This window comes from Micrococcus sp. iso_239 (assembly GCF_056173395.1).
The window spans coordinates 2159912-2175913 of sequence record NZ_CM149672.1 but is presented as its reverse complement, the minus strand read 5'-3'; the positions used below and the strand labels follow the sequence as shown (position 1 = coordinate 2175913).

The window sequence follows — 16002 nt, the reverse complement described above, 5'->3', positions numbered from 1 at the left end:
CCCGGGTGCCCGGAGGCCCTAGGGTCGGGGCCATGGTGAGTCCACAGAAGACCGTCGGCGTGTTCGCGCTCCAGGGCGATGTGCGGGAGCACGCCCACGTGCTCGGGTCACTGGGCGCGCGCACGCGCCCGGTGCGCCGCCCCGCGGACCTCGAGGGTCTGGACGGCATCGTGCTGCCCGGCGGCGAGTCCTCCGTGATGGACCGCCTCGCCCGGATCATGGGGCTCAAGGACCCGCTCATCGCCGCCCTCCGCGACGGCCTGCCCGCCTACGGCACGTGCGCGGGGCTGATCATGCTGGCCCGGGAGATCCGCAACCCGGCGCCGGATCAGGGCGGGCTCGGCGTGCTGGACGTGGCCGTGCGGCGCAACGCCTTCGGCGCGCAGGTCGACTCGTTCGAGGAGGACCTGGACGTCCCCGCGGTCGCGGCGGAGCCGGTGCACGCCGTGTTCATCCGCGCCCCCGCCGTCCTCCAGGCGGGGGAGGGCGTCGAGGTCCTGGCGAGCGTGCCGGCGTCGCGTCTGTCCGTGCCCGCGGCGGACCCGGGGCTCGACGGCGACGCGCGGCTGCCCGTGGCCGTGCGGCAGGGCCACCTGCTCGCCACGGCCTTCCACCCCGAGGTGACCGGCGACTGGTCCTTCCACCGGGCGTTCCTCGCGGGGCTCTGAGCGGCCGGCCCCGCGCGCGACGGGCGCGGGGCTCAGGCCTCCGCGAGGACCTCGGAGGTGACGCGGACGTCCTTCCGGGGGTCCAGGCCGAGCTCGTCGGCCACGGCCGTGGCGACGGAGGGCAGGGTGAGCACGCCGTCGTGCGCGTTGAGGCCCCCGGCGAAGCCCTCGTCCGCGGCCAGGGCCGCACGCCATCCGAGGTCGGCGATGCGCTTGATGTAGGGCAGCGTCGCGTTGGTCAGGGCCGAGGTGGAGGTCTGCGGCACGGCGCCGGGCATGTTGGAGACGCAGTAGTAGATCTTGTCCCCCACGAGGTACGTCGGATCCTGGTGGGTGGTGGCCCGCGAGTTCTCGAAGCAGCCGCCCTGGTCGATCGCGATGTCCACCAGCACGGAGCCGGGCCGCATGGACTCCACCATCTCGGCGGTCACCAGCTTCGGGGCCGCAGCGCCGGGGATCAGCACGGAGCCGATCACGAGGTCCGCGTCGGCCACGGTCTCGCCGATGTTCAGGTGGGACGAGGCCAGCGTGCGGATCCGGCCCTGGTGGACGGCGTCCAGCTGCGCGAGCCGCTCGAGGGAGATGTCCAGGACGGTCACGTCCGCGCCCATGCCCGCGGCGATCACGGCCGCCGCCTCGCCGGCCACACCTCCGCCGATCACGGCCACCCGGGCGCGGCGGGTGCCGGGCACGCCGCCCATCAGCACGCCCGAGCCGCCCTGCGGCTGGAGGAGGTGGTAGGCGCCCGCGGCGGGGGCCAGACGGCCGGCCACCTGGCTCATGGGGGCCAGCAGCGGCAGGGCGCGACCGCGGGTGACCGTCTCGTAGGCGATCGCCGTCGTCCCGGCGTCCAGGATCGCCCGCGTGCACGCGGGGGAGGCGGCCAGGTGCAGGTAGGTGAAGAGGACCTGGCCGCGGCGCAGGCGGCCGTACTCCTCCGGCTGCGGCTCCTTGACCTTGAGGACCAGCTCGGCGCGCTCCCAGAGCTCGTCGACGTCGTCGACCAGCTCGGCGCCGGCGTCGCGGTAGTCCTGGTCCGAGGCGCCGGAGCCGACACCGGCCCCCGACTGCACGAGGACCTGGTGGCCCGCGCGCACCAGCTCCTGGACCCCGCCCGGCGTCAGGGCGACACGGAACTCGTTGTTCTTCACTTCGGTGGGCACGGCGACCAGCATGCGGCGAATCTAGCCCATCCGGCCCGTCCCGTCATACTGGTGCGGTGACTCCCGCGCTGATCTCCCTCGTGGCCGTGCTCCTGCTCCTGGTGGGGCTGGTGGGCACCGTGTACCCCGTCCTGCCCGGCTCGCTGCTCAACCTCGTGACGGCTCTCGGCTGGGCCGCGCTGCTGGGTTCCCCCGCGTCCTGGACGTTCGGCGTCATCGCGGCCGGTCTCGCCGTGGCGGGGCTGAGCGCGTCCGCGGTGCTGACCGGCCGGCGGCTGCGGCGTGAACGCGTCACCCGTGGCCCGATCCTGTGGGGGGTGGCCGGCGCCGCCGTCGGGTTCTTCGTGATCCCGGTGGTGGGTCTGTTCCTCGGCTTCGCCGTCGGCCTGTTCGCCTCCCAGTGGGCCCGCACCCGGGACGCCCGGACCGCCCTGAGCAGCTCGATCGGCGCGCTCACGGCCATGGGTGTGGGCATGCTCGTGGAGTTCTGCTGTGCGCTGGGCTCGCTGACCGCCGTGGGCGTGGGCGCCCTGGTGCACGGCGTCACCGCCTGAACCGCCCGAGCCGTCCGCCCGGGTCACCCGGCGGCGGGCACCCTGCCGGTCTGGGCGAGGGCGGCGAAGCCGAGGACGTGCTCCCGCAGCTCCTGCGCGGCCGCCCGGCCGTCCCCGGTGGTGGAGGCGGCGAGGATCCGCCGATGGTCAGCCTGCAGGCCGGCGCGGACGGCGGGCCAGTCGGACAGCCCGGCCACGGTCTCGGTCACGTAGCCGATGGTCGCCTGGCGCAGGGAGTCCAGCATCATCGCCGTCACGACGTTCCCGCCCAGCGTGGCCAGCCGCACGTGGAACTCGGTGTCGAGCAGGTGGAAGTCCTCCTCCGGCAGCGCGGGGTCGTCCATCCGGTCCAGCAGGGCTTCCGCCTCGGCCAGGACGGCGACGCTCTCGGGGTCGCCGGACGTGGCGGCGGCAGCCTGCGCCGCATCGGTCTCGAGGAGCACGCGCGCGGCGACGACGTCGGCCATCGGCAGGGACCGCGTGGCGATGTGCAGGCGCAGCGCCCAGCCCAGCGCCGCGGACGGCTCGGAGACGACGACGGCGCCCGAGTTCGGCCCGGAGCCGGCGCTGGCGCGGATCAGGCCCATGGCGTCGAGCATCCGGGTGGCCTCCCGCACGGACGCCCGGGAGATGCCGAAGCGTTCGGCCAGGGTGCGTTCGCCGGGCAGCTTGTCCCCCACGGCCACGGCGCCGGAGCGCAACTCGGCCTCGAGCCAGTCGAGCACGATGGTGTAGGCGGGGGCAGCGGTCATGGACGGACCTTCCGAGGGGGCGGGACGGCGACCGCCCATCCTATCGACGGACGCCGCCCCGCTCGGGTGGTGCAGGTGGTCAGCCCGCCGCCGGCAGCATCCATGCCAGCACGTTGGACTGCAGGTACACGAGCGTGCACACCGCCAGCAGGAGCACGAGCGACCACACCACCACGCGGCGCAGGATCTCGGACTCCCGGCCCTCCATGCCGACCGCCGTCGCGGCGATCGCCAGGGACTGCGGGGAGATCATCTTGCCCACGACGCCGCCGGAGGTGTTGGCGGCCACCAGCAGGGCCGGATCGGCGCCGATGTTCGTGGCGGCGGTCTGCTGCAGGGTGGAGAACAGCGCGTTCGCGGAGGTGTCCGAGCCGGTCACGGCGGTGCCGAGCCAGCCGAGCACCGGGGACAGGAACACGAAGGCCGTGCCCAGGCCGGCCACCCACGTGCCCATGGCGACCGTCTGGCCCGAGAAGTTCATGACGTAGGCCAGGGAGAGCACGATCACGATCGTCAGGGCGGACCAGCGCATGCGGGCGAAGCAGCGGCCGATCTCGGCGAGCGCGTTCCCCACCGAGAGCGGGAACCGGCCGTCATGGTCGAACCGGGAGTAGACCACGGCCATGATCAGGCCGGCGATCAGCAGCAGCGTGCCGGGGGAGGCCAGCCACTCGAACTTGTACACGGTGCTTGCCAGCGGTGCGCCGGAGGCGTCGACGAGGTGCCCGTCGAGCCCGGGCCACGGGATCTTCGCGGTGACGGAGTTCAGGGCCGCGGTGATCGGGGGGACCAGCTTGGCCAGGGCGAACACGGCCACGACCACGATGTAGGGCAGCACGGCCATGAAGATCCGGCCGGGGGTGAGGTCCTGCGCCGCCGCGCGGGCGGGGGCGTCGAGGCGCTGGCGGGCCTCCTCGGCGCCGCGCGGCCGCCAGAAGCGCAGCAGCAGGACGGCGGCGGCGAGGGAGACCAGGGAGGCCACGACGTCGGTGAGCTCGTAGGAGAAGTGGGTCGAGGCCAGCCAGATGGCGACGGCGAAGCTCGTGCCGATCACGATCAGCGCCGGCCACGTCTGCCGCACGCCGCGCAGCCCGTCGATGATGAACACGAGCAGGAACGGCACGAACACGGCCACGAACGGGGCCTGGTGGCCGACGATCGCACCGATGTGCGAGGCGGGGATGCCGGTGAGCGTGCCGGCGGTGGTGATGGGGGTGCCCACGGCGCCGAAGGCCACGGGCGCGGTGTTCGCCAGCAGCACGGCGGTGGCCGCCCGCAGCGGGGGCACACCCAGGCCGAGCACCATGGTGGCCGTGATGGCCACGGGGGCGCCGAAGCCGGCGAGGGCCTCGAGCAGGCCGCCGAAGCAGAACGCGATGAGCACGGCCTGGATGCGGATGTCTCCGCCGCCGAGCGAGTCGAAGATCGCGCGCATGTCGTCGAATCGCCCGGAGAGCACGGTGACCTGGTAGAACCACAGCGCCATCACGACGATCCAGACGATCGGGAACAGGCCGAAGGTCGCTCCCTGGGCGGCGGCCAGCGCCGCCAGGTGGGCCGGCATGTGGAAGCCCAGCACGGCCACGAGCAGAGCCACCACGAGCGCGGCGAGTCCCGACTGCCAGGCCTTGAGGCGCAGGCCGAGGAGGGTGGCGAAGAACGTCAGCAGGGGCAGGACGCCGAGCGCGGCGGAGAGCGCGACGCTGCCGGCGGCATCGGGGGTGGGGGTGAAGGTGTGCACGGGGGTCTCCCGGTGGGCGAGGGGACGGGGCGGAATCCGGTCGGGCCGGTGATGGTCGGACCACTGTGGTCAGACCAAGGAGCGTACTGTGAGGGCGGTCACCTTGCAAGGGGCTGGCGTGATATGGTCTGACCACTACGGCACCCGTGTGCTGCCGCACCGCACGGCGCCCCAGGCGCCCCGTCCGGAACGGAGACCGGCATGAGAATCGCCCTGTTCGCCACATGCATCGTGGACGCGATGTATCCCAAGGTGGCCCTCGCCACCGTCCGCATCCTCGAGCGGCTCGGCCATGAGGTGGTCTTCCCGCCCGGCCAGGGCTGCTGCTCGCAGATGCACGTCAACAGCGGGTACGTGGAGGACGCCCTGCCCGTGGTGCGCAACCACGTCCGCACCTTCATGGAGGCCGACTACGATCTCGCCGTCGCCCCCTCCGGCTCCTGCGTGGCCTCGCTCGGCCACCAGCAGCCGGACGTCGCCCGCTCCTGCGGGGACGAGGGGCTGGCCCGCGACGCCGAGGTCGTCGCCTCCCGCACCCTCGAGCTGTCCCAGCTGCTCACGGACGTCCTCGGGGTGACGGACGCCGCGGCCCAGCTCGGCTCCTGGTTCCCGCACACCGTGACCTACCACCCCTCCTGCCACGGCATGCGCCTGCTGCGCCTGGGCTCGCGCCAGGAGGACCTGCTGCGCACCGTGGCGGACATCGACCTGCGCCCCCTGCCGGACGCCGAAGAGTGCTGCGGCTTCGGCGGCACCTTCGCCCTCAAGAACCCGGACGTCTCCGCCGCCATCGCGGAGGAGAAGATCGAGAAGGTCACCGCGTCCGGCGCCTCCCTCTGCACGGGCGGGGACGCCTCCTGCCTGCTCCACCTGGACGGGGCCATGCACCGTCGAGAGGCGCGCGGCCAGGACGGCCGCCCGCTGCGCACCGTGCACCTCGCCGAGATCCTCGCGGCCACCCGGGAGAACCCGCTCGAGGTCGACGGCCCCGTCGAACTGTCCATCCCCGCGTCCGCCGGCGTCCGCCGCGGACTGTCCGCCCGTGTACAGGAGGCCCGCCGATGAGCACCGCACCCACCCGCGTGCGCCTGGGAATGCCCACCGTCCGCCCCGTCCACGGCGAGGGCGAGATCCTGCTGAACACCCCGTTCCCCGAGTCCGCCCGCGAGCAGCTGAAGAACGGCCAGATGCGCGCCAACATCCGCCGGGCCACCCACACCATCCGTGCCAAGCGTGCCGGCGTCGTCGAGGAGCTGCCGGACTGGCAGGAGCTGCGCGCCGCCGGCTCCGCGCTGAAGCAGTCCGTCATGGCGGACCTGCCCGCGCTCCTGGAGCGGCTCGAGTCCGAGGTCACCGCGCGCGGCGGCGTCGTGCACTGGGCCCGGGACGCGGCCGAGGCCAACCGCATCATCACGGAGCTCGTCACCGCCAAGGGCGTGGACGAGGTGATCAAGGTCAAGTCCATGGCCACCCAGGAGATCGGCCTGGACGCCGCGCTCGAGCATGCCGGCGTGGCCGCCGTCGAGACGGACCTGGCCGAGCTCATCGTCCAGCTCGGCCACGACCGGCCCAGCCACATCCTCGTCCCGGCGATCCATCGCAATCGCCGGGAGATCCGGGACATCTTCCTCCGGGAGATGCCGGACACGGACGAGAGCCTCACCTCCGAGCCGGCCGATCTGGCCGAGGCCGCACGCCGGCACCTGCGCGAGAAGTTCCTGAGCACGAAGGTGGCGATCTCCGGGGCGAACTTCGGCGTCGCCGAGACGGGCACGCTCTCCGTCGTCGAGTCGGAGGGCAACGGCCGCATGTGCCTGACCCTGCCGGAGACGCTGATCACCGTGATGGGCATCGAGAAGCTCGTGCCCACCTTCGAGGACCTCGAGGTGTTCCTGCAGCTGCTGCCGCGCTCGTCCACGGGCGAGCGGATGAACCCGTACACCTCCATGTGGACGGGCGTCACCGAGGGCGACGGTCCTCAGGAGTTCCACCTGGTCCTGCTGGACAACGGCCGCTCCGCGGTGCTGTCCGACCCGAAGGGCCGTTCCGCGCTGCACTGCATCCGCTGCTCGGCGTGCATGAACGTGTGCCCCGTGTACGAGCAGACCGGCGGCCACGCCTACGGCTCGGTCTACCCGGGCCCGATCGGCGCCATCCTCTCGCCGCAGCTCACCGGTGTGGACGCGGGGGAGAACGGCACCCTGCCCTACGCCTCCACGCTGTGCGGGGCGTGCTACGACGTCTGCCCCGTGGCCATCGACATCCCCTCGATCCTCATCCACCTCCGGGACGAGGACGTGCAGGCCACCCACGCCGCCCGGAAGGCGCTGCGCACGGAGGAGGACGCCGCCGGCGGCCCCCTGGCCCGCGCCAAGGCGGCGGTGGAGTCCGTCACGCCCTCGCAGATGGACGTGGCGATGAAGGGCGCCTCCGTGGTGATGTCCTCGGGTCGGCGCATGTCGCTGGCCGAGCGGGGCCTGGGGCTGGGCCGGGTCGCGGCCGGGCCGGACCGGGTGCTCGGCTGGCTGCCGGGCATCGCCGGCGGCTGGACCGACGAGCGCGACGTGCCGGCGCCCCCGCGGGAGTCCTTCCGCAACTGGTGGGCCCGCCACAAGGATGAGACCGAGCACCGGACCGCCCTGGACGGCGTCACCGGGCTGGACCGGCCGGAGGACGAGCACGTCGAGGAGGACGGACGATGAGCGAGGCGAAGGCCGAGATCCTGCGGCGCATCCGCGAGGCGACGGCGGACGGGCCGGTCGCGGACCCGGTGCAGCGCACCTACCGGCGGACCTCCTCCCGGGACCGGGCCGAGGTGGTGGAGATGCTGCGTGACCGGCTGATCGACTACCGCGCCTCCGTGCGGGACGAGACCGAGGAGACGGTGGCCGCGGCCATCGCCGAGCTGCTCGGCCCGGACGCCCGGTACGTGGTGCCGGCCGGTCTGGAGCCGGACTGGCTCCCCGCGGACTCGCGCGGGGCCGGCCGGGAGCGCATCACGGAGCCCGCGGTGGGCCACACGGGGGAGCGGGCCGCGGTCCGCGGCGCCCACGACGGCGAGCGCGAGCCCCTCAGCGTGGACGCGCTGAACGAGGTGGACGCGGTGGTGACGTCCTCGACGGTCTCCTGCGCGGAGACCGGGACGATCTTCCTGACCGGCCGCCCGGACGAGGGCCGCCGGGCGATCACCCTGGTCCCGGACCACCATGTGTGCATCGTGCCGCTGGACTCCGTGGTGGAGCTCTTCCCGGAGGCGCTGGCCCGTGTGGAGGCGACGGCGCCGATCACCATGATCTCCGGGCCCTCGGCCACGAGCGACATCGAGCTCGAGCGGGTCGAAGGCGTGCACGGGCCGCGCCGCCTGGACGTGATCCTGCTCGACCGCGCTCGCTGACGCGGGCGCGGCCGGGCAGGGGTCGGGCGGCTCAGGCCCCCTCGACGACGGCGCCGCCGACGCGGCCCGTCTCGAGGCGGGCCTGCCGCTCGCGCACACCGCTGTACAGGGCGACGAACAGCAGCGCGAGACCGGCGGTCACGAGCATGTGGCCGAGTCCGGCGATGCCCGGGATGACGGCCGAGGTCTCGGCGGGGGTCAGGCCGTCCACGGTGAGGACGCCGCGCACGGCCATCATCACGGACGTGACCAGGACGCCCAGGTGGAAGAGCCAGAAGAACCAGGTGAACGGGCCGCGGCCGGTCAGGCCGAAGACCGCGTCGAGGGCGAGGACCACCAGGGTCACGGTCAGCCCCAGGCCCAGCAGATGCGTGTGCACGGTGCCGAGCTCGGTGGCGCCGGTGAACTCGTGGGCCTGGGTGTACTCGCGGTAGAACAGGCCCGAGGCGAGGCCGAGGACGGTGTACATCAGGGCGGCGTAGTAGTGGCGCATCATGCCCTCCACGCTAGGGAGCGACCCGTGCCGGGGCATCGCCCGAACGGTTGATCCGGGCCGCTCGGCGTGGCCGGTCAGCCCCAGGCGGATGCCTCAGATGATCGAGCGGCCCTCGCGGCGGGCCGCGGCCCAGTCGGCGAAGAAGCCGCGGGCGATCGAGACGAGGACGGCCAGCACGAGGACGGGCCACATCAGGACGTACAGGGTCAGACCGACGGTCATGCGGATGCTCCTTGCGAGTCGGGGGACGGGGGATCAGGACACGGGGGCCGAGGCGCGCTCGACCTGCGGCAGGTCCTCGGTCGCGGGGTCGAAGTCGCCGGTCACGCGCGCGATCCGGTCGAAGTCGAAGTCCTGGCCGGAGCGGACGGACAGCCCCCAGCACACGAGGAAGGACACGGCGTAGGCCACGAGCGAGCCCGTGAGGGTGGCGTAGTCCCGCAGGAAGCCGTAGCCGAGGAACAGCATCACGACCGAGGCGATCGCGCCGACCACGGCCGCCGGACGCAGGCCGAAGAAGCCGAAGCACATGATGCCCAGCACGACGCCCACGCCGAGGATCGCGAGGGTCTCCACCACGAACGCCCAGGCTCCCTCGATCGGGATCCACTCGAAGCGCACGGGCAGGAACACGGCCAGCGCGGCGAGCACGGACGCCGTGAACGCGACGTTGGTGATCCTGCCCCAGTAGAAGGACGCGATCACGGGGAACACGAGGCAGCCCCACAGGGCGCCCACGAAGACCAGCAGGTCAAGGATGTCGAACTTGGCGGTGGCGAAGTACAGGGCCGCCGCCGTCGCCACGATCATGGTGATGCGGCCGATCAGCAGCATGGTCTTCGGGTCGGCGTTCTTGCGGCCGACCGACTGGCCGTAGACGTCCGTCATCACGATCGACGAGAGGGCGGACAGGTCCGAGTCGGCGGTGGAGGACAGCGAGCCGATGATCATCAGGAACGCCAGGGCCACGAGCGCCAGCGGCAGGTGGTCGGCGACCATCTGCGGCAGGAGGTTGTTGACGTCGCCGTCGAGCGGCTCGACGCCCAGGTAGAGCGCCATGACGCCGAGCATGCCGACGCCGATCACGGTGCCGCCGTAGCCGAGGGTGGCCGTGACGAAGGTGGGCTTGATGAGGTCCTCACGCACGGCGAAGAGGCGCTGGGCGATGGTCTGGTTGCCGATCGCGTAGGCCAGCACGGCGGCGATGTACGGCGCCCCCTGGTTCATGAACGCGTCGGAGGAGAAGAAGCTCTGCTGCTGGGCCGTGACGTGGCCCGCCTCGACGCCGGCCTGGAACATGTCCGGGCCGCCGGCGGCGAAGAACACGGCGGGGATGATGATGACGGTCGCGCCGAGCATGGCCATCACCTGGGCGAAGTCGGTGAGCACGGAGGCGCGGAAGCCGGACCACAGGGTGTACAGCAGCACGCCCGCGGCCACGATCAGGATGCCCGCGCCGAAGGACAGCGGGGACAGCAGGGAGATCAGGGCGCCGCCGGCGATGAAGTTGGAGGTCAGGGAGATGACGGAGCCGAGCACGGGAGACGCCGTACGTGTAGCCGGCGGTCACGGAGGCGTACATGGAGGCGGCCCAGATCCAGGTGGCCGTCATGGAGGCGGCGGACACGCCGAAGCCGATCCGATTGCCGGCCGTCATGTAGGCGTCGGCGTTCTCCTTCTTCTTGGAGATGGCCACGGACATGATCATGGTCCCGCCGTAGAACAGCGCGACGAGCAGGATCACCCCGATCACGCCGAGCTGGGTCAGGGATGCTGCGTCCTGGGAGGGCGGCATCGAACTTCCTTTCGCGCGAGTGACTACGGACGTCCCGATCTCCCGGCGCGGTCCGGTCCGGGCATGGCTCCGCAGGGCGGAGGGTGGCGTACCGATCACGTCGCGGCCAGGGGCCGGGGAGGTGGAGGGCATCCCGCCGGGTCCCGAGTCCACGAACGGCGAGCTCTCTGCTCAAGCCATCGCGGTCCCTCGGCCCTGGGCGGCGCTGTCAACACCGGCATCCCGGCGGGACGAGCCCGCCCGGATGGGCTGATCCTCACATGGTCGGCGCAGAAATGGCAAAAACATAGAGCCTTTTCAGCGGGGTCGGGATCAGGAGCGCCCGGCACGGAAGCCGGACAGAATGGGCGGATGACCGTTCCCTCCGGCTCCCCGGCCGCCCCCTCCGCCCCCGCTTCCCGACGACGGCGCCGCGCCCTGGCGGCGGCGCTGGCCGTCGCCGTCGTGGTGCAGCTGGTGGTGCTGTACCTGCCGGGCGAGCAGGTGCCGGAGGCCGGGTTCGCCGTGCCGGGGCTGGACAAGGCGATCCACGTGGCCGTGTTCGCGCTGCCCGCGTTCCTCGCCGTGTGGCGGGGGCGGAGCGCGTGGTGGGCGCTGCCGTTCGCGGTGCACGCGCCGGTGAGCGAGCTCGTGCAGCACGCGTGGGTGCCGCTGCGGACGGGGGACCCGGTGGATGTCGTCGCGGATCTGGCGGGTGTGGTGCTCGGCGTGGTCGCCGCGCGGCGTCGCCGAATTGGAGGATCGGGGGCGTCGGGCGTATGATGGTCCGGTGCACTCCCGCGGGAGGGCACGACCTGGGGCTATAGCTCAGTTGGTAGAGCGTTTCGTTCGCAATGAAAAGGTCAGGGGTTCAATTCCCCTTAGCTCCACGGACCGTCCCGGTCCGCGATCCTCGAGGTCGCGGGCCGGGACTTTCTCGTGACGGGGGCGTGAGCGCCTGCCCTGCCCTCACCCCCGGGAGGGGGGCCGGCGCTTCCGGGGGGACCCCCCGGGTGTCTACAGTGCCGGGGTACGTCAGCGCGGACGTGATGCGGTCGTCTCACCGCAGGTCAGTCGCGCTTCTGCCGCCCCGCACGGGGCCGTTCGGCCCGGCCCGGGCCGGGAAGGGGACGCCGATGCGCATCAGCGTGCTCACCCACATGCTCCACCCCATCCGTTCGCCCTACGAGGGCGGGCTGGAGATGCACACGGCCATGACCGTGGAGCACCTCGTGCGCCGGGGCCACGACGTCACCGTCTACGCGCGGGAGGGCACCCGGCTGCCGGGCGACGTCGTCGCCGTGCTGCCCGCCGAGGGCGCCGGCCCGGGCCGCGCGGGCACCCGCGTGCGCGAGGCGGCCGCCCGCCGGGCCTGCGCGCTGATCCTCGACGACGACTCCGACGCCGTCCTGAACAACTCCCTCTCCCCGGCGCCGCTCGAGCTGCTGCGCGCCCGCCCCGTGGTCACCGTCCTGCACACGCCGGCCACGCTGGCGGAGGTGCTGGCCGTCGTCGACGCCCCGGGCTGGACGGCTCCCGACCACCACCGGTGGGCCTCGGTGTCCGCGTCGAACGCGCTGGCCTGGCAGCACCGGCTGCCGCGCGTGGACGTGGTGCCCAACGGGATCGAGCTGCACCAGTGGGTCTCCGACGCCGTCCCCGTGCGCGGCCGCGCCGTGTGGTCGGGCCGGATCACGGCGGAGAAGGGCCTGCACGTGGCGATCGACGCCGCCCGGATCGCGGGCATGGAGCTGCACTTCGCCGGGCCGATCTCGGACGAGGAATACCACGCCCGGGAGGTCGTGCCGCGGCTCGGCCCGGACACCGTCTACCACGGCCACCTCGACCACCAGACGCTGCCGCACATGCTGGCCACGGGCGAGGTCTTCCTGGCCACCCCCCTGTGGGCCGAGCCGTTCGGGCTCGCCGTGGTCGAGGCCATGGCGCTCGGCGTGCCGGTGGCCGCGCTGCTCAGCGGCGCGATGGGGGAGATCGTCGCCCCGCAGGCCGGCGCGCTGGCCGTGCACCACACGGCGCAGGAGCTCGCGGTCTCGATCCGCCACGCCCGCCGCAAGGACCGGGGACGCGTGCGTGCGTGGGCCTGCCGGTTCAGCGCGGAGACCATGGTGGAGGGCTACGTGGACCTGCTCGAGCAGGCCGCGGAGGACGCCCGCGACCTCGCCGCCGGCGAGGACACGTACGGGTTCGACCCGCAGGGGGTCCCGCGCCCGTCCGCCGACGCGGCAGACCTGGAGTCCCTCTGATGGCCCCGGCCCGCAGGCGGGTCCTCTACTACGCCCACCAGCACGGGGCGGGGCACCTGCGGCACGCCGCCGGCCTGGCGTCGACCGGGGCGTTCGACGTGACGGTCGTGACCGCCCACCCTCGGGCGGCCGAACTGCTGCCTGCGGACGTCCCCGTCATCCCGCTGCCCTCGGACCTCGTGCCCGGCCACGAGCAGCCGGCGCGCTCGCCCCTGCACTGGTCCCCGGCGGGGCCTGAGATCCGGGCGCGCTTCGACGCCCTCCACGCGGCGGCGCGGCGGGTGGGCCCGGACGTGTGCGTGGTGGACGTGTCCGTGGAGGCGGCCCTGTTCCTGCGCCTGGCGGGCTGGCCCGTGCTGCACCGCCGCATGCACGGCGAGCGCACCGACCCCGCGCACGCCCTCGTCTATGCCGAGGCCGACGGCCTCTTCGCCCACTACGCCGCCGAGCTCGAGGTCCCCGCCTGGCGCGCTGCCCACGCGGACCGGGTCACCTACCTCGGGGTCGCGGACGTCACCGGCCGGCTCGGCACCCGCACCACGACGACGTCGACGGCCCGCGCCGCCCCGCGCGTCGCCGTGATCGCCGGGACGGGCGGCGGCGGGGTGCGGGCAGCGGACCTGGCCCGGGCCGCGTCCGCCGTGCCGGAGGCGACGTGGGAGGTGTACGGCCCGATCGCCGGGGTGGGCGAGCCGGAGGCGCCGGGCGGGCTCGCGGCGGAGGCGATGCCCGCCACCGTGACGCTGCACGGCTGGGTCCAGGCGCCGGCCCGCCGGGCCGCGGACGCCGACGTCGTGGTGGTCTCGGCCGGGCACAACGCCGTGGTGGACGCCGCCCGCTCCGGCCGCCCCGTGGTGCTCGCCCCCGAGCCGCGGCCGTTCGACGAGCAGCGCGTGTTCGTCCGCGAGATCCACCGGGCCGCGGGCGTGCCGTGGTGCGCGTGGGAGGACCCGGACGCGGACTGGGCCGGCGCGGTGCGCGGCGCCCTCGCGGACCCGGCCGCCGCCGATCGGCTCGCGGGCCTGCTGCTCGTGGCGCCGGACGAGTACCGGCGGCGCTGGGAGGCGGCGATCGAGGGCGCCCTGGGCTGAGCCCCGATCGCCCCCGGCGCGTCGCCCCTCAGTACGCGGCGTCGTCGCGGCGGGCGGCCGTCAGCTCCGCCTCCGTGGGGTGACGCAGCAGCTCGAGCCGCTCGCCCTCGGGGTCCCACGCGATCAGCCCCGCGTCCGCGAACGCGCGCAGCCACCCCTCCATGGCCCAGCGGCCGTGCACCTGCCGGAAGCGGCGGGCGTTGACCAGGATGTCCTCGAGGTGGTGCAGCGGCGGGGTCATCACGCCGTGGTGCTGGTGGAACGCCTCGGCGGGGCTGAACCGCAGCGTCAGGCCGGCGCCGCGGGCGCGGAAGGCCAGGTCCGTGTCCTCGGCGCCGTAGCCGGTGAAGCCCGCGTCGAAACCGCCGATGCGGGCCAGGTCCGCGCGCCGCAGCGCCAGGATCAGCGTCCACACGAGGTGCCACTCGTCCGAGGGCCCGGCGGTCAGGTGCGCGCGCGCCCGGTGGGGCACGGAGAGGCGGCGCAGCAGGGCGTCCGCGCGATGCGAGGTCAGGTCGGCCTCCTCGACGGCCCGGGTCCAGCCCGGCCGCAGGTAGCGGGGCCGGCCCATCACCACGGACCCGGGGTGGGCCGCGACCTCGGTGGCCAGCACGCCGACGGTCTCGGCCGCCGGGATGCAGTCCACGTCGAGGAAGACGAGGATCTCGCCGGTGGCGAGCTCGGCCGCGCGGTTGCGGGCCCGCGCCAGCGGCAGGCCGGCCTCGGCGGCCACGTGCCCCACGGTGACGGGCAGGTCCGTGGCCGGGACGCGGCCGTCCGGCTGGCCCATGAACACCACGACGACCTGGTCCGGGCGGCGGTGGGAGCGTTCCAGCCCGGCGATCACGCGGGCCAGGTGTTCGTCCCGATGCCCCGTGATGACCAGCACGGACACGCTCGGCAGCGCCCCGCGCGCCCGGGCGAGGGCCTCGCGGTAGACCGCCACGTGGGCGGCGGCCACGCGACGGCGCTGCCGGGCCCGGGCGGCCGGGTCGGCGGGGGCCGTGCGCGCGCGGGCGCGCACCAGCGTCTCGAGCGCGTCGGCGAGGGAGTCAGGATCCTCCGGGTCGAACGCGGCGAGCGAGTCGGGGGTCAACCAGGCGCCGGACTGGTCCGCGATGTGCCCGATGTCCGCGACGGCGACCGGCACCCCCAGGTCCCGGCACATCTCCACCCAGCCCGAGTGGGTGCCGATGCGGTACGGCAGTACGGACACGTCCACGTCGCGCAGCAGCGCGTGCAGGGCGGGGTCGTCGAGCCGGTCGTGCTGCCACAGCTCGAAGCCGTGGTGGGCGCAGCCTGCGCGCAGCGCGGCCAGGGCGTCCTCGTCCTGCACGGTGTCCTGGACCTCCACGGTCACCCGCGCGTCGACACCGCGCTCGGCCAGCGTCCCGACGGCGGCGGCGAGCACCGGCAGCAGCGCCACCGGGGCCACCTGGGCCCGCAGGTCCTTGGCGTGCACCAGCAGGCGGGCGGGGACGGGCGCGCCGTCGCCGTCGTCGGACGCGTCGGGGGGCAGCAGGCCGGGGGCGTCGTCGTCGCCCTGCGCCACGAGGTCCTCGAGCGGGACGATGTGCGGGTGGGGGACCACGAGGGCGCGCACGCCGTAGTCGCGGGCGAGGGTCGCCGCGGCGCCGGGGGTGAGCGTGAGCACGGCGTCCGCGCGGCCCAGCAGCACGGCCAGGCGGTCTCGGTGGGGGCCCTGGTCCGTCAGGTGCGGGTTCTCGAGGTCGTGCACGGTCACGACGACGGCGCCCCCGTGCGCGTGCTGCGCGTCCAGGGCGGCGGCCAGCTGGGCGGGGCTGAAGTGCTCGAAGCCGAAGTGTACGTGCAGCACGTCCGGGCGGTGCTCGGCCAGCCACTCCGCGTGCAGGGCCCGGGGCGGCCACCACTGGTGCGCGGGCGCGCCCGGCACCGGCGGGTCCGGCAGGAACTCCACGTCCGGCGCGGCGCCCGGGTCGAGGGGGCGGATCGCGCGGGTGTACGGGTGCTGCGCGGGCACGTGCTGGACGGTGATGCTCACGGGGGAGGGCCTCCTGACCTGGGGGATGCGATGCCGCGCGGGCGGCGTGTCCCCGTCCCGGGTCGGGGGTCGCGAAATCTAG

General features: G+C 74.0%; 14 protein-coding genes, 1 tRNA gene and 1 pseudogene. 9 read left to right on the top strand and 7 right to left on the bottom strand.

Annotated elements, in window-relative coordinates; genetic code table 11:
* Positions 1-32 precede the first annotated feature (32 nt).
* A complete protein-coding gene (pdxT, locus tag AC0VX2_RS10120) occupies positions 33-668 on the top strand; it encodes a pyridoxal 5'-phosphate synthase glutaminase subunit PdxT (RefSeq protein ID WP_036339672.1) in 636 nt (211 codons plus the stop codon).
* 32 nt (positions 669-700) lie between these two features.
* Here the strand turns inward: pdxT and ald are convergent, their stop codons facing one another.
* The gene (ald, locus tag AC0VX2_RS10115; RefSeq protein WP_070708898.1) at positions 701-1843 is read right to left on the bottom strand and encodes an alanine dehydrogenase; all 1143 of its coding nucleotides are present in this window, start codon (positions 1841-1843) and stop codon (positions 701-703) included.
* Positions 1844-1887: 44 nt separating this feature from the next.
* Here ald and AC0VX2_RS10110 point away from each other — a divergent pair, with 44 nt between their 5' ends.
* The gene (locus AC0VX2_RS10110; RefSeq protein ID WP_020628226.1) at positions 1888-2385 is read left to right on the top strand and encodes a DUF456 domain-containing protein; all 498 of its coding nucleotides are present in this window, start codon (positions 1888-1890) and stop codon (positions 2383-2385) included.
* Between the two features lie 23 nt (positions 2386-2408).
* Here the strand turns inward: AC0VX2_RS10110 and AC0VX2_RS10105 are convergent, their stop codons facing one another.
* Together AC0VX2_RS10105 and AC0VX2_RS10100 are read right to left on the bottom strand one after the other, a co-directional pair.
* The gene (locus AC0VX2_RS10105; protein WP_070708897.1) at positions 2409-3137 is read right to left on the bottom strand and encodes a FadR/GntR family transcriptional regulator; all 729 of its coding nucleotides are present in this window, start codon (positions 3135-3137) and stop codon (positions 2409-2411) included.
* Between the two features lie 79 nt (positions 3138-3216).
* A complete protein-coding gene (locus tag AC0VX2_RS10100; RefSeq protein WP_070708896.1) occupies positions 3217-4878 on the bottom strand; it encodes an L-lactate permease in 1662 nt (553 codons plus the stop codon).
* Positions 4879-5079: 201 nt separating this feature from the next.
* Here AC0VX2_RS10100 and AC0VX2_RS10095 point away from each other — a divergent pair, with 201 nt between their 5' ends.
* From AC0VX2_RS10095 to AC0VX2_RS10085, 3 genes are read left to right on the top strand one after another with little or no spacing between them, the layout of a single operon-like run.
* Positions 5080-5943 (top strand): (Fe-S)-binding protein, encoded by an 864-nt coding sequence (locus AC0VX2_RS10095; protein ID WP_070708895.1) that lies wholly within the window; start codon positions 5080-5082, stop codon positions 5941-5943.
* Entirely contained in the window at positions 5940-7580 is a 1641-nt protein-coding gene (locus AC0VX2_RS10090) for a LutB/LldF family L-lactate oxidation iron-sulfur protein (RefSeq protein ID WP_101965926.1), read from the top strand. Before AC0VX2_RS10095 ends, AC0VX2_RS10090 begins: the two co-directional genes overlap by 4 nt.
* Complete coding sequence (locus tag AC0VX2_RS10085; RefSeq protein WP_101965925.1) at positions 7577-8272, top strand: LutC/YkgG family protein; 696 nt, start codon at positions 7577-7579, stop codon at positions 8270-8272. Before AC0VX2_RS10090 ends, AC0VX2_RS10085 begins: the two co-directional genes overlap by 4 nt.
* A 31-nt stretch (positions 8273-8303) precedes the next feature.
* Here AC0VX2_RS10085 and AC0VX2_RS10080 read toward each other — a convergent pair whose 3' ends face one another.
* The 3 genes and pseudogenes from AC0VX2_RS10080 to AC0VX2_RS10070 form a co-directional block, all read right to left on the bottom strand.
* Positions 8304-8768: a DUF2871 domain-containing protein gene (locus tag AC0VX2_RS10080; RefSeq protein ID WP_101965924.1), complete on the bottom strand. Its 465-nt coding sequence runs from the start codon at positions 8766-8768 to the stop codon at positions 8304-8306.
* Positions 8769-8861: 93 nt separating this feature from the next.
* Entirely contained in the window at positions 8862-8990 is a 129-nt protein-coding gene (locus AC0VX2_RS10075; RefSeq protein ID WP_210411798.1) for a putative transporter small subunit, read from the bottom strand.
* Positions 8991-9023: 33 nt separating this feature from the next.
* Positions 9024-10563 (bottom strand): annotated as a pseudogene (locus AC0VX2_RS10070) (sodium:solute symporter family transporter).
* A gap of 351 nt (positions 10564-10914) precedes the next feature.
* Here AC0VX2_RS10070 and AC0VX2_RS10065 point away from each other — a divergent pair.
* The 4 genes from AC0VX2_RS10065 (at position 10915) to AC0VX2_RS10050 (ending at position 13897) form a co-directional block, all read left to right on the top strand.
* On the top strand, positions 10915-11325 hold the full coding sequence (locus tag AC0VX2_RS10065; RefSeq protein ID WP_101965923.1) for a VanZ family protein: 411 nt from the start codon (positions 10915-10917) through the stop codon (positions 11323-11325).
* A 34-nt stretch (positions 11326-11359) separates the two neighbouring features.
* Positions 11360-11432 (top strand) — tRNA-Ala (locus AC0VX2_RS10060).
* Between the two features lie 246 nt (positions 11433-11678).
* A complete protein-coding gene (locus AC0VX2_RS10055) occupies positions 11679-12806 on the top strand; it encodes a glycosyltransferase (RefSeq protein WP_101965922.1) in 1128 nt (375 codons plus the stop codon).
* A complete protein-coding gene (locus AC0VX2_RS10050) occupies positions 12806-13897 on the top strand; it encodes a glycosyl transferase (RefSeq protein ID WP_101965921.1) in 1092 nt (363 codons plus the stop codon). The genes AC0VX2_RS10055 and AC0VX2_RS10050 overlap by 1 nt, the downstream gene beginning before the upstream one ends.
* Before the next feature lie 28 nt (positions 13898-13925).
* Here AC0VX2_RS10050 and AC0VX2_RS10045 read toward each other — a convergent pair whose 3' ends face one another.
* Complete coding sequence (locus AC0VX2_RS10045) at positions 13926-15920, bottom strand: glycosyltransferase (RefSeq protein WP_101965920.1); 1995 nt, start codon at positions 15918-15920, stop codon at positions 13926-13928.
* Positions 15921-16002 lie beyond the last annotated feature (82 nt).

Excerpts from the sequence above, each read along its gene's own strand:
- pdxT (WP_036339672.1), top strand. The coding sequence starts at position 33 with ATGGTGAGTCCACAGAAGACCGTCGGCGTGTTCGCGCTCCAGGGCGAT.
- ald (WP_070708898.1), bottom strand. The coding sequence starts at position 1,843 with ATGCTGGTCGCCGTGCCCACCGAAGTGAAGAACAACGAGTTCCGTGTC.
- AC0VX2_RS10105 (WP_070708897.1), bottom strand. The coding sequence starts at position 3,137 with ATGACCGCTGCCCCCGCCTACACCATCGTGCTCGACTGGCTCGAGGCC.
- AC0VX2_RS10095 (WP_070708895.1), top strand. The coding sequence starts at position 5,080 with ATGAGAATCGCCCTGTTCGCCACATGCATCGTGGACGCGATGTATCCC.
- AC0VX2_RS10090 (WP_101965926.1), top strand. The coding sequence starts at position 5,940 with ATGAGCACCGCACCCACCCGCGTGCGCCTGGGAATGCCCACCGTCCGC.
- AC0VX2_RS10085 (WP_101965925.1), top strand. The coding sequence starts at position 7,577 with ATGAGCGAGGCGAAGGCCGAGATCCTGCGGCGCATCCGCGAGGCGACG.
- AC0VX2_RS10080 (WP_101965924.1), bottom strand. The coding sequence starts at position 8,768 with ATGATGCGCCACTACTACGCCGCCCTGATGTACACCGTCCTCGGCCTC.
- AC0VX2_RS10075 (WP_210411798.1), bottom strand. The coding sequence starts at position 8,990 with ATGACCGTCGGTCTGACCCTGTACGTCCTGATGTGGCCCGTCCTCGTG.
- AC0VX2_RS10065 (WP_101965923.1), top strand. The coding sequence starts at position 10,915 with ATGACCGTTCCCTCCGGCTCCCCGGCCGCCCCCTCCGCCCCCGCTTCC.
- AC0VX2_RS10055 (WP_101965922.1), top strand. The coding sequence starts at position 11,679 with ATGCGCATCAGCGTGCTCACCCACATGCTCCACCCCATCCGTTCGCCC.
- AC0VX2_RS10050 (WP_101965921.1), top strand. The coding sequence starts at position 12,806 with ATGGCCCCGGCCCGCAGGCGGGTCCTCTACTACGCCCACCAGCACGGG.